A 12564-nucleotide genomic window follows, 5' to 3' on the forward strand; every position below is an offset into this window, starting at 1 on the left:
AGGACGGCAGCGGCCGTCACCACCCGATCAGTGGGCGGACGGCGTCTGTCCGGCCGTCCGGCGCTGGTATGTCTCGCCGGTCATCGACTCCAGCTCGCGCTGCTTCGTCTCCGGGACCTTTCCGCGTACGAAGAAGAACGAGGCGAGAGCGAAGAAGGCGAACGTGCCGTACAGCCAGGAGAGGCCGACCTGGCGGGTCATCGGCTCGAAGGCGAAGGTGACGATGAAATTGAAGATCCAGTTCGACGCGGTACCGATGGCCAGCGCCATGGCGCGCATCCGGTTGGGGAACATCTCCGCCAGCATGATCCACAGGATCGGGCCCCACGACAGGGCGAAGAAGACCACGAAGGCGTTCGCGCCCACGAGCGCCAGCGGACCGTAGGGGCCTGGCAGGGACACATGGTCGCCGCTGCCGTGCTGCTGGGAGAAGGCAACCGCCGTGAGCAGCAGCGACAGGAACATACCGATCGAGCCGATGGTGAGCAGCCGGCGCCGGCCGACCCGGTCCACGAAGAGCATGGCGACCACGGTCATCACCACATTGATCCCCGCGGTGATCACCGAGGTGGTGAAGGAGCTCGACTCGCTGAAGCCGACCGACTTCCAGAGCGTGGTGGAGTAGTAGAAGATCGCGTTGATACCGACCAGCTGCTGGAACGCGGCCATGATGATGCCGACCCAGACCAGCGGGTGCAGCCCGAACCGCTTGCCGCGGATGTCGGCGAACGAACTGCGGTGCTCCTTGTCCAGGGTCTCCCGGATCTGCGCGACCTTGCCCTCGGGGTCGCTCTCGCCGGTCACCCGCCCCAGCACTCCGGCCGCCTTGCCGTACTCGCCCTTCAGCACCAGATAGCGCGGGGATTCCGGGATCAGCAGGGCCAGCAGGCCGTACACCAGGGCCGGGATGACACCGACCAGGAACATCCAGCGCCAGGCCGCCATGCCGAACCAGAGATTCTGCGAGGCGCCGCCCGCGGCCCCGGCCAGGCCCTTGTTGGAGCTGAGCACCACCAGCTGGCCGACGGTGATCGCCAGCTGCTGCAGGGATCCCAGAGCGCCGCGCCCCTTCGCGGGCGCCACCTCGGAGATGTACGCCGGTGCGATCACGGAGGCGATACCGATGGCCAGTCCGCCGACCACCCGCCACACCATGAGGTCGGGTACGGAGAAGGCGGTGGCCGACCCGATGGAGCTGATGATGAACATCACCGCTCCCAGCACCATCACCCGCCGCCGCCCCCAGCTGTCCGCCAGCCGCCCCGCGTACCAGGCGCCGACCGCGCAGCCCAGCAGAGCGATGGAGACCACAAAGCCGGAGAGGAACGAACCGAGATGGAAATGCGAGCCGAGTGCGTCGACCGCGCCATTGATGACGGACGAGTCGAAGCCGAAAAGAAAACCGCCCACCGCGGCGGCAATGGAAATACCCACAGCCTTACCGCCGCGGTGGGGTGCGTCTGTGGGATGAGCCGTCTCGGCCATGAACACAATCACCTGACTGACATCGTTGTCCGGCGCGCTTCCGACCGTACGTCGATAGGAAAGCGCACCCCCTTACGTGGGTGCGTCGGCACCTTTACGGCGCTCGCGTACCCACACGGAATCGCGGCACTCCCACTCAAACCTGTGATTCCCGTCAAGGGCGGCGCAGCCGGCTCCCCCAGCCCGGGCCCGTCAGCCCCCGCAGAGTTCGGCGAACCGCCGGGCGCCGATGTTGCCGCCCGAGATGATCACTCCGACGCGCCGCGGGAGCCGCTCGACGCGTCCTGCCAGCAGGGCCGCGAGTCCGGTGGCTCCGCTCGGCTCGATGACGATCTTCAGACGTTCGAACGCGAACCGCATGGCGTCCCTGATCCCGTCGTCGCTCACCAGGTCGATGCCGTCGACCAGCCGCTCGTTGATGGAGAAGGTCAGCTCGCCGGGGATGTCGGCCGCCTGGCCGTCGGCGATGGTGCGCGGGACCGGGATGGACACCCGCCGGCCCGCCTCCAGGGACCGCTTCGTGTCGTCCCCGGCCTCCGGTTCGACGCCGATCACCCGGATACGGTCCTGCAGCCCCTTGGCCGCTGTGGCGCTGCCCGCCATGAGTCCGCCGCCGCCGACCGGCACCACCAGCGCGTCGAGCTCCCCCGTCTCCTCCAGCAGTTCGAGTGCGGCGGTGCCCTGTCCGGCGATGATGTGCGGGTGCTCGTACGGCGGGATGAGCGCGAGGCCGCGCTCGGCGGCCAGCGCCTCACCGATGGCGACGCGGTCACCGGTGTAGCGGTCGTACGTGACGATCTCCGCGCCGTAGCCTGCGGTGGCGTCCAGCTTCGACTGCGGGGTGTCCTCCGGCATCAGGATCACCGCGGTGGTACCCAGCTCCTTCGCGGCCAGCGCGACGGCCTGCGCGTGGTTGCCCGACGAGTACGCGGCGATGCCCTTGGCCACCTGCGCGGGCGACAGCCGGGAGGCCGCGTTGTAGGCGCCGCGGAACTTGAAGGCGCCGATCCGCTGGAAGTTCTCGCACTTGAGGAAGACCTCCGCACCGACGAGCCGGTCCAGGGTGCGTGAGCGCAGCACGGGGGTGTGGTGGGCCACGCCCCTGATCTGTGCGGCGGCATCGCGGATGTCATCGAGGGTGACCGGCAGGGGGTTGGTCATGCGGGGGCTCCATCGGGCTGCGGGATCGGGAGGGCCGGCCGGGACCGGCGGACGGGGACGTGACAGGGCGCGGCACGACGCGACACGAGGTGACGGGCCCTGACAGAAATGGCGGGACGTGACAGGGCGCGGCAGGCAGGCAAGCAGGTCAGGCTTTGCGGGCCACGCCCGCGTACATGTTCGTCCCGTTCTCCGGCGGTGCGACGCCGTCCGCGGGTCGCCAGGACGTCATCGGCACCACGCCCGGGTCGACCAGGTCGAGCCCGGCGAACAGGGCCTCCACCTCGGTGCGGGTGCGCAGATACATGGGGATGCCCCGCTCCGTGTACTCACGTGCCAACGCCGCGGACTCGGGGGCGAGGTCCCCGGTGGCGAGGGTGATCGCGAGATAGCTGCCCGGCGCCAGCGGCCTCATCAGGGTCTCGATGAGTCCGTGCGCGTCCTTCACGAACTGCAGCATGGCGATGACCGTCAGGCCCACCGGCCGGCCGAGGTCGAGCGTCTCGGACAGGGCGGGGTCCGTGAGGAGCGTGTCCGGCTCGGTCATGTCCGCCTGGATGTAGGAAGTCCGCCCCTCGGGGGTGCTGCGCATCAGGGCGTCCGCGTGGGCGAGGACGATCGGGTCGTTGTCCACGTAGACGATGCGTGCGTCCGGGGTCTGCCGCTGGACGACCTGGTGCAGGTTGGGCTCCGTCGGAATCCCGGTACCGATGTCCAGGAACTGCCGTATCCCGGCCTCGGCGGCCAGCCAGTGGGCCATCCGCCGCATGGTCGCCCGGTTGGCCAGCATGCTCGTGCGCAGCCCGGGCCAGGCGCGCAGCGAAGCCTCGGCGGCCACCCGGTCCACCTCGTAGTGGTCCTTGCCGCCCAGGATGTAGTCGTACACCCGCGCCGAGTTCGCCCGGTTGCCCTGAACCGGGACCTGCTCGTTCCGCTCGCTCATCCTCTACCGCCCTTTTCGCTTCTCGGTGCTGCGCCCGGTGTCCGGAGAGCATAGACGCCGCGCCCCCGGAATGATCTAGTCCCGTCGGCCTCATCGCCCTCGGGGCCGGCCGACCGGAGAGGGCGAGGCTGCGAACCGGAGTGGGAGCCTCACCTGAAGAGCGAATCATTATATTTCACGCATTCCTGGCGAGCCGGACATACAATTGCAGCAAAGGTCACTACGGAAGGACTTCCGATGACTGAGTTGCAGGACAAGGAGTTCTACGCCAGTGACAGGCCCGCGCATCCGGTGCTACCGGAGGACCGGCCTCGTGGCGGTGGTCCGAGGGCGCCGATGAAGCACCGCGGACCTTGGGCCGGCGCTGCCATCGTCGTCGGCATCATCGTCTTGATCATGGTGGGAGTGGCGCTCTTCCCGTGAGCCCCGCGGCATGACAGACGACTGCGGCACTGTCCGCCCCGGTGGGCTGTGCCTTGTTCATGGCCGAACACCCTCGCAGAGATGGGCTGTTCCGGCTCGTTGCGGAGCCGGTCGCGGTTCGGGCCCGTCAGCCCGGTGAGGACGGCAGGCCGTCCAGGACATCGGCGGCCAGCCGGTCCGCGGCGTCGATCGCGGTGGTGAGTTCGTCCGGTGTGGCGCCGACGGTGCCGAACAGGGCGTGGGCGCGCGCGGAGAAGTCGGCCGGAGCGGTCGGGAGCCGCCCCGCTGCCTCGACGGCCCCTTTCTCGTTGACGATCCAATGCCCGGCCTGGGCGTGGATGGCGTGTACGAGAAGTCCCACGACCCGGAACAGACAGCCCGCGACGTAGAAGGCATCGCCCCGCCGCACACCTTTGCGGGCGATGGACAGGGTGAACGGCACTTCCCATCGCGCGTTGGCGATCAGCGAATCGCGCAGCGGCTGCGGGTACCGCGCCCGGATGTTCCCCTGCAGGGCGGTCAGTTCACCGGTGGAGTCCGTGAGGACGCATCCCATGGCCACCTCACCGGCGTAGGCGTGAGAGTAGACCCCGAGCGGGTGGCCGGGCTGGGTGCCCACTTCGAAGTGCCCGGCCTGACACTGCTGCCAGATCCGGTGCACGCGGTCCAGGTCCCGGTAGATCCAGTCGATGTGCGTCTCCCCGACTGTCAGCCAGCCACCGCCGTCGACCCAGGGACCCCAACCACCTGGTTCGGTCACCTCGGCTGCGCCACCGGTCAGCTCGGAGGCGAGGAGCTGGAGGGCGGCGACGTCCAGCGGAGGACGGTAGTAGAGGCCGAGATCGAAGTCCGAGTCGGGCCGATGCGTGCCGCGTGCCCGGCTGCCGCCCAGGCAGACTGCGACAACGCCGTCGATACCGGCCAGCTGGTTCGCGATTCTTACTACCTGGTCCACCCGGTGGAGTCTGCCGAACGGGGGCAGCCCTGGCGACTGGATTTGTTTTACCGGTCGACGTGTCGCACGCACTCGGTCCGGGTGAACCGCGGCCCTGCGGAGGGGCCTTGACCGACCCGGGCCGTCCTGGAGGACACCCCACCCCTCACCCCGTCGCGCCGGGCTCCAGCCGTGCCCTGATGCCGTCGAAGTGTGTGCGCATCGCCGTGCAGGCCCGCGGGCCGTCGCCCGCCGCGATGGCGTCGACGATCTCCCGGTGCTGGGCGAGCGTGGCGGCCGGGTCCTGGTGTCCGTCGCCGGTGTCGCCGCGCACCTGGTCGAGGGCGGCCCAGAACGCGTCGAGCACCTCGCTGAGCAGATGGTTGCCGAGGGACCTGTACAGCACCAGGTGGAAGGCGCGGTCCGTGCTCCGGGCGATACGCCCCCGCGCCGCTTCGCCCCCCATCTCCGCCACGATCCCCCGCAGCACCGCGAGATCCTCGTCCGGCACCGACGCCGCCACGCTGTCGATCAGTCCGGCCTCCAACGCCTCGCGCACCCGCATGAGTTCGTACAGGCTCGCCTCGCCGTTGCGGTGGCGTACCGCCGCACGGAAAGCGAGGCCCTCGACCAGGGGGGCCAGGGAGAGCGAGCCGACGAAGGTGCCGGAGCCGCGGCGGATCTCCACGACACGCAGGGCCTGCAACGCCTTGAGCGCCTCCCGGACCGTGACCCGGCCGACCCCGAAGATGCCGGTCAGCTCGGTCTCGGTGGGCAGCGGACTGCCGGTGGACAGTCCACGGTCGAGTATCAGCCGCCGGATACCGGCCTGGACGTCCTCGGACGCCGTACTGCGGACCACTGGGGGCTCCTTTCCGGGTTCCTGGTGTGTGACGGGGGTCTCTTTGACGATTCACACGGGGTGGGGATTATTCTAACCGCAGGACATAGGACATCTGATGTCTCATGTTGTGGAGAGAATCTCCAGCCCTTATCTGCACCAGGAGTACCGCCATGGCACTGACCGCCCCCCTTCGCGGGGTCGTACCGCCCGTCTGCACCCCGCTCGACGCCAACGGGGAGATCGACACCGACTCGCTCTCCCGTCTGGTCGAGCACCTCATCGGCGGAGGCGTGCACGGTCTGTTCGCCCTGGGGTCGACCAGTGAGGTCGCCTACCTCACCGACGCCCAGCGCGCGACGGTCCTGGAGACCGTGGTCCGCACGGCCGCCGGCCGTGTCCCGGTGCTCGCCGGTGTCATCGACACCACCACCGCCCGGGTCATCGCCCACGCCCGGGCCGCGGCCCGGCTCGGCGCGGACGCGCTCGTCGCCACGGCGCCCTTCTACACGCGCACCCACCCCAAGGAGATCGCCGGACACTTCCGGCGTATCCGTGCGAGCGTCGACCTGCCGCTGTTCGCGTACGACCTGCCGGTCTCGGTCCACAGCAAGCTCTCCGCCTCCCTGGTGCGCGAACTCGCCGAGGACGGCACCCTGGCCGGGCTCAAGGACAGCAGCGGCGACGAGGGCGGACTGCGCCGGCTGATCGTCGAGCTCGGTGGCCGGGACGGCCGGAGCCAGGGCCCCGTGCCCCGCTTCAGCATCCTCACCGGCTCCGAACTCACCGTCGACGCCGCCCTGCTGGCCGGAGCCGACGGCGTCGTACCCGGGATCGGCAATGTCGACCCCGCGGCCTATGCGCGGCTGTACGACGCCGCCCGCGCCGGTGACTGGACGCTGGCCGCCAAGGAGCAGGAGCGGCTCATCTCGCTCTTCGACATCGTGGACGTCGGCCCCGAGGCCGAGATGGGGCGCAGCTCGTCGGCGCTCGGCTCCTTCAAGGGCGCCCTGCGGCTCCTCGGTGTCATCGCGTGCGGCGACACCGCGTTCCCGCAGATCCAGCTCAGCGCCGAATCCGTCGCACTGATCGACGCGCGGCTGCGCACGGCCGGACTGACCCCGTCCCGATGACGACACCGACGGCCCGGACGGCACCGACGGCACGGACGACGGAGGCGGCCCCGGAGGCGCACACCGGTCCCCTTCTCGCGGGTCCTGTCATCGGACTCGACCTGGGCGGTACGAAGATCGCCGCCGCCCTGATCGGGCCGGACGGGGCGGTGCTCGCCCGGCACACCCTGCCGACCCCGGCGACCGAGGGCGCCGACGCGGTGCTCGACGCGCTGCGCGACGCCGCCCGCGCCGTGGGCCGGGACGCCGCCGGCCTGGGCTTCGACCGGGCCGCGACGGCGGTCGGTGTCGCCGCGGCCGGTGTGGTGGACCCCCGCTCGGGCACCGTCACCAGCGCCACCGACACCATCCGCGGATGGGCGGGCACCGCCCTGGGGCCCCGCCTCGCGGACCGCACCGGGCTGCCGGTCGCCTGCGACAACGACGTACGCGCGACCGCGGGGCCCGAACTCGCCGTGACCGAAGGCGAGCAGGCGTCACTGCTGTTCGCGGCGGTCGGCACCGGGGTCGGCGGCGCGCTCGCCTGCGACGGGCGGATGCTGCACGGCGCCGCGGGCATCGCGGGCCACATCGGGCATCTGCCGAGCCCCGAGGCTGTCGGCCTCGACTGCACCTGCGGCGGCTCCGGACACCTCGAAGCCATCGCGTCGGGACCCGGGATCACCGCCCTGTACGAGCGGCTCACCGGGCGGGCCACCGACCGGCTCCAGACCGTCGCCGAGCGGGCCGCCACGGGTGACGGCAGCGCGGTCCGCGCCATCACCACCGGCGCGCGGGCGATGGGCCGGGCGCTCGGCGGCCTCGCCAACGTGCTGGGCCCCGACCGGGTCGTCGTCGGCGGCGGCGTACCGGGGATCGGCCCGCTCTACTGGGACGCCCTGACGGACGCCTTCACGGGCGAGCTCATGCCACCGCTGCGCCGGCTGCGCCCCGTGGCGCCGCTCCACGGCGCCGACGCCGCCGTACTCGGCGCCGCGGCCCTGACCACCACCGCCCCTCTGCACCGACCGGGAGCCCTTCTGTGAGCACACCGCCCAGCACGCAGCCCCATTCGCCCTCCGCAGCGCCGGCCCAGGCGCTCCGGGGCCGGCTCATCGTCTCCTGCCAGGCCCCTCCCGGTGACCCGATGCGGGAGACCGGCACGCTGGTACGGATGGCCAGGGCCGCCGCCGCGGGCGGCGCGGCAGCCGTACGCGCCAACGAACCCGAGGTGGTGGCCGCCATCCGGGAGGCCGTCGGTCTCCCCCTGATCGGGCTGTGGAAGGACGGCGACACCGGCGTGTACATCACGCCGACCGTCCGGCACGCCCTGGCGCTCGTGACGGCGGGGGCCGATGTGGTCGCCGCCGACGCCACCGCACGGCCGCGCCCCGACGGCAGCACCTTCGCCGCTCTGGTCGAGGCGGTCCACGCGGCGGGCGCCCTGGTGATGGCCGACGTCTCCACGCTCGAAGAGGGCGTGGCCGCCGCGGCCGACGGCGCGGACCTGGTGTCGACCACCCTCTCCGGGTATGTTCCCGGCTCACCGCGGCAGGAAGGCCCCGACCTCGACCTGGTCACGGCCCTCGCGGCCGCGGTGGACGTCCCGGTCGTCGCCGAAGGCCGTATCCGTAATCCGCGGGAAGCCGCCGCAGCACTCACGCACGGTGCCCACAGCGTCGTCGTCGGCACCGCCATCACCGCTCCCACCGCCCTGACCGCCACGTTCGTCTCGGAACTGGCCCAGCGATAGCGCATCACCGCCTGCCGGACGGCCTCAACGCCGAGTCCGTCCGGCATTCTGGAGGCACCGTGCACAACAACACCCAAGCCACGCTCCCCTGGTACCGCGAGGTATCCCGCACCCAGTGGAAGTCGTTCTTCGCCGCCTGGATCGGCTATGTCCTGGACGGCTTCGACTTCGTCGTGATCACCCTGGTGCTCACCGAGATCAGCGACGACTTCCATCTGAGCACGGTGCAGGCCGCGAGTCTGGTCTCCGCCGCTTTCATCACCCGCTGGCTCGGCGGGGCCGTACTCGGCGCCCTGGGCGACCGGTACGGGCGCAAGCTGTCGATGATCGTGAGCATCCTGCTCTACTCGCTCGGCACCTTCGCCTGCGGTCTGTCGTGGGACTACACCAGCATGTTCGTCGCGCGCCTCGCGATCGGCATGGGTATGGCCGGGGAGTACAGCGCAAGCGCCACATACGCCATGGAGAGCTGGCCGGCGCGGCTGCGCAACCGGGCGAGCGGCTTCCTGATCTCCGGCTTCTCCGTGGGCTCGGTGCTGGCCGCCGAGGCGTACAAGTGGATCGTCCCGAACCTGGGCTGGCGCTGGATGTTCTACATCGGTCTGGTGCCGATCGTGGTCGCGCTGTGGCTGCGGCGCGCCCTCCCCGAGGCCCCCGAGTGGAGCGAGACGGTCAAGGAGGACAAGGCCAGGCCCAATCCGTTCCGCCCGCTCTTCGCCTCTCCCGGCCTGGCCACGGTCAACACGGTGCTGGTGGTGGTCGCGACCGTCACCCTGTTCGCGGTCTTCACCCCGACCGGTGCGGGGCTCGTCCCCGTCCTCTCGGTACTGGCGGGCCTCAGCATCCTCGCCCTCGCGGTGCAGCTGGGCGGCCGGCGCAGCTGGCTGCTGTATGTATCCATGATCGTGACGGTCTTCTTCGCCTTCCTGTACACCTGGCCCATCCAGGCGCTGCTGCCGACGTATCTCAAGACGGATCTGGGCTACTCGCCGAGCCAGGTCAGTGACGCGCTGTTCTTCGCCGGGTTCGGCACCATGGCCGGCTGCTGGCTCGCCGGATTCGTCGGTGACTGGATCGGCACGAAGAAGGCGTACGCGTTCACGCTGCTCGCGTCGATGGTCTTCGTGTTCCCGGTGTTCGCCGTGCACGACAATCTGCTGCTGCTCGGTGTGCTGCTGTTCGTGCTGCAGGCCCTGAGCTTCGGTATCTCGGGGCTGCTGCCGCGCTACATCGGCGGCCACTTCCCGACCGGGAGCCGGGCCGCTGCGCTCGGTTTCACGTACAACGTCGGAGCGCTCGGCGGTGCGGTGGCCCCGGTCCTGGGGGCCCATCTGGCTTCGGGGATGCCGCTGGGCCGTGCCCTCGCCGTACTGACCTTCGCCGGTACGGTCCTGGTCGTCCTGCTGGTCGGCTTCGATGTGCCGGCCCGGCTCAACCGGCTGACGGACCCGGACGGTATCCATGACCATCTGGCGGCCGAGCTGCCGGACACACCGGCGACCGCGCTGCCCGAACAGCAGCGGAGCGGGGCCTGACGGCTCGTACGTCCGGCGAGACCTCCGTACGCGCAACGCCCCGGCGGGGCAGCCGACTGTGGCTGCCCCGCCGGGGCACTTCCCGTCACCGGCCGCGACGCTGCGGCCGGCTCGGGTGCGCGGTTCAGGTACGCGAAGGAAGTGCGGGCGCTCAAGTACGCGGGCTCGGGTACGCGGGCCCAGGTGCGCTCAGGTCGTGAGCAGGACGCCCCCGTAGCTGACCCCCGCGACGACCACCCAGGAGGCGAGGCCGAGCAGGGCCGTCCTGGCCCCGGAGCGGGCGAGGGACGGCAGATGGACGGCGCTGCCGAGGCCGAAGAGCGCCATGGCCAGCAGCAGCTGCTGTGCGGTGTCGGCGGCGTCGAGGACTCCGGTGGGCAGCACGCCGGTGCTGCGCAGGGCCGTCATCGCCAGGAAGCCGACCACGAAGAGGGGCACCACGGCCGGGCGGCGGACGCCCGTCGCCTGCTTGCCGCCGGCCGCCTCGTGGGCGCGGCGCCTGCGGTAGGCCACCGCGACCCCGGCCACGAGCGGTGCGAGCATCGCCACCCGGATCAGCTTGACCATCACGGCCTCGGCGAGCGCGGTCGGGCCGGCGGTCTGCGCGGTGGCCACCACTTGGCCGACGTCGTGGACACCGGCGCCGACCCACCGGCCGAACTGCAGGTTGTCCAGCCCCAGCGGGTGGTGCAGCAGCGGCAGGACCGCGATGGCGAGGGTCCCGCACAGCGTCACCAGGGCCACCGATGTGGCCACGTCGGACGCCAGCTGCTCGTCGTCCTCGTCCTTGCCGAGCGCACCGCTGACGGCGCTGATGGCCGAGGCTCCGCAGATCGAGTAGCCGGTGGCGATCAGCAGCGGCTGGTCACCGGGCAGGCCCAGCTTCCTGCCGAGCCACCAGGTCCCGAAGAAGGTCGCGAGGACCACACCGAGCACCATGGTCACCGTCGCCCAGCCGAGGCCGAGGACATCGCCGATGCTGAGCTTGAGCCCGAGCAGCACGATCCCGCCCCGCATCAGCCGCTTGCCGGCCGTCGAGAGCCCGGCCCGGCCCCGGCCGCGTACGAACGGATGCAGCCCCGGGACATGCGCCGCCACCACACCGAGCACCACGGCGGCCGTCAGCATCGGCACGGCGGGCAGCAGGGCGTGCACCGCCTCGGCGAGACCGAGTCCGACGACGGCGAGCGCGAGGCCGGGAGCGTTGCGGCGCACCGGCCCCGGTGCGGAGGCGCTGCCGCCGGACGACGGCTTCGCGGGCTGTCGACCGGGGGGCGGTGACTGGGTGCGTTCCGTACTCAGTGTCATGATCACCAGCGTGTGGCGGATCCGTCCGGCCCGGTAGACGCGAATCCGGGCCCAGGCCATAGGGTTCCCCTATGAAGGTTTTCCTATGAGGGTTCTGCCATGGAGGACGCACCGTACGAGGGGGCACAGGTGAGCGAGCGCGGCGAGACCCAGGACGGCGGGCAGCGGCCGCTGCCCGATCTGCAGTCGCTGCAGCTGCTGGTCACCGTGGCGGAGACCGGCAGCCTGGGCAGGGCCGCGGCCCGGATGCTCATCAGCCAGCCGTCGGCCAGTGCGCGGATGCGGACGCTGGAACGCCATCTGGGGCTCCAGCTCCTGGACCGCTCCACCGCGGGGTCGCGGCTCACCGCGGCCGGGGCGGTGGTGACCGACTGGGCGCGCGCGGTGCTCGAACAGGCCGCGGCGCTGGTCGAGGGCGCGGCGGCGCTGCGCTCGCGGCAGGACAGCCGGCTGCATGTCGCCGCGAGTCTGACCATCGCTGAGGAGCTGATGCCCGGCTGGCTCGTCACCCTGCGGGACACCGCGCCGGACGCGCATGTGGGGCTGACGGTGACCAACAGCTGGGGTGTGGTCGAGGCGCTGCGCCGAGGGGGCTGCGATCTGGGTTTCGTCGAGGGCCCGCGGGTGCCCGACGATCTGCACCGCTCGGCGGTGGGGCGGGACCGGCTCGCCGTCGTGGTGGTGCCGGGCCACCCCTGGACACACCGCCGCAGCGCCCTGACCGGGCGCGAGCTGGCCGACACCCCGCTGCTGCTGCGGGAGGCGGGCTCCGGCACCCGGGAGACGCTGGAGCGGGCGCTGCGCCCGTACGACGGGATCGCCGTCCCGGTACTCGAACTGGGCTCGACCGCCCCGCTGCGCAGCGCGGCGGCCCGCGGTCTGGCCCCCGCTGTGCTCTCCGCGCTCGCCGTGCGCGAGGACGTGGCGTCGGGCCGCCTGGTCGAGGTCGAGGTCGACCCTTCCGTACGGCTGCACCGCATCCTGCACGCGGTCTGGCCCAAGGGCCGCGAGCTGCCGGAACCGGCGCTCCATCTGCTCCGGGTGGCCAAACACCGGTAGGGCGCGGGCG

12 protein-coding genes are annotated in these 12564 nt (G+C 71.4%); 6 read left to right on the forward strand and 6 right to left on the reverse strand.

Features of this window, described 5'->3' with window-relative positions:
• Nucleotides 1–27 precede the first annotated feature (27 nt).
• The 3 genes from OG510_RS02175 to OG510_RS02185 form a co-directional block, all read right to left on the reverse strand.
• Nucleotides 28–1485 carry a sugar porter family MFS transporter gene (locus tag OG510_RS02175; RefSeq protein WP_406134927.1) on the reverse strand — a complete coding sequence of 486 codons (1458 nt, stop codon included), beginning with the start codon at nt 1483–1485 and terminating at the stop codon, nt 28–30.
• A 192-nt stretch (nt 1486–1677) separates the two neighbouring features.
• Nucleotides 1678–2646 (reverse strand): pyridoxal-phosphate dependent enzyme, encoded by a 969-nt coding sequence (locus OG510_RS02180; protein WP_406134928.1) that lies wholly within the window; start codon nt 2644–2646, stop codon nt 1678–1680.
• Nucleotides 2647–2794: 148 nt separating this feature from the next.
• A complete protein-coding gene (locus OG510_RS02185) occupies nt 2795–3589 on the reverse strand; it encodes an SAM-dependent methyltransferase (protein WP_406134929.1) in 795 nt (264 codons plus the stop codon).
• A 237-nt stretch (nt 3590–3826) separates the two neighbouring features.
• Here OG510_RS02185 and OG510_RS02190 point away from each other — a divergent pair, with 237 nt between their 5' ends.
• A complete protein-coding gene (locus OG510_RS02190) occupies nt 3827–4012 on the forward strand; it encodes a hypothetical protein (protein WP_164267165.1) in 186 nt (61 codons plus the stop codon).
• A 127-nt stretch (nt 4013–4139) separates the two neighbouring features.
• Here OG510_RS02190 and OG510_RS02195 read toward each other — a convergent pair whose 3' ends face one another.
• The gene (locus tag OG510_RS02195; RefSeq protein WP_406134930.1) at nt 4140–4967 is read right to left on the reverse strand and encodes a nucleotidyltransferase domain-containing protein; all 828 of its coding nucleotides are present in this window, start codon (nt 4965–4967) and stop codon (nt 4140–4142) included.
• 145 nt (nt 4968–5112) lie between these two features.
• Entirely contained in the window at nt 5113–5808 is a 696-nt protein-coding gene (locus OG510_RS02200; RefSeq protein WP_406134931.1) for a FadR/GntR family transcriptional regulator, read from the reverse strand.
• Nucleotides 5809–5960: 152 nt separating this feature from the next.
• Here OG510_RS02200 and OG510_RS02205 point away from each other — a divergent pair, with 152 nt between their 5' ends.
• The 4 genes from OG510_RS02205 to OG510_RS02220 are packed head-to-tail and all read left to right on the forward strand — an operon-like array spanning nt 5961 to nt 10187.
• A complete protein-coding gene (locus OG510_RS02205; protein ID WP_406134932.1) occupies nt 5961–6920 on the forward strand; it encodes a dihydrodipicolinate synthase family protein in 960 nt (319 codons plus the stop codon).
• On the forward strand, nt 6917–7945 hold the full coding sequence (locus OG510_RS02210; RefSeq protein WP_406134933.1) for an ROK family protein: 1029 nt from the start codon (nt 6917–6919) through the stop codon (nt 7943–7945). Before OG510_RS02205 ends, OG510_RS02210 begins: the two co-directional genes overlap by 4 nt.
• Nucleotides 7942–8652: an N-acetylmannosamine-6-phosphate 2-epimerase gene (locus tag OG510_RS02215; RefSeq protein WP_406134934.1), complete on the forward strand. Its 711-nt coding sequence runs from the start codon at nt 7942–7944 to the stop codon at nt 8650–8652. Before OG510_RS02210 ends, OG510_RS02215 begins: the two co-directional genes overlap by 4 nt.
• A 59-nt stretch (nt 8653–8711) precedes the next feature.
• Complete coding sequence (locus OG510_RS02220; protein WP_406134935.1) at nt 8712–10187, forward strand: sialate:H+ symport family MFS transporter; 1476 nt, start codon at nt 8712–8714, stop codon at nt 10185–10187.
• Between the two features lie 189 nt (nt 10188–10376).
• Here the strand turns inward: OG510_RS02220 and OG510_RS02225 are convergent, their stop codons facing one another.
• On the reverse strand, nt 10377–11495 hold the full coding sequence (locus tag OG510_RS02225; protein ID WP_406134936.1) for a YeiH family protein: 1119 nt from the start codon (nt 11493–11495) through the stop codon (nt 10377–10379).
• A 99-nt stretch (nt 11496–11594) separates the two neighbouring features.
• Here OG510_RS02225 and OG510_RS02230 point away from each other — a divergent pair, with 99 nt between their 5' ends.
• The gene (locus OG510_RS02230; protein WP_406134937.1) at nt 11595–12554 is read left to right on the forward strand and encodes a LysR substrate-binding domain-containing protein; all 960 of its coding nucleotides are present in this window, start codon (nt 11595–11597) and stop codon (nt 12552–12554) included.
• Nucleotides 12555–12564: the final 10 nt, after the last annotated feature.

The organism is Streptomyces sp. NBC_01089 (assembly GCF_045162975.1).
Classification (GTDB): Bacteria; Actinomycetota; Actinomycetes; order Streptomycetales; family Streptomycetaceae; genus Streptomyces.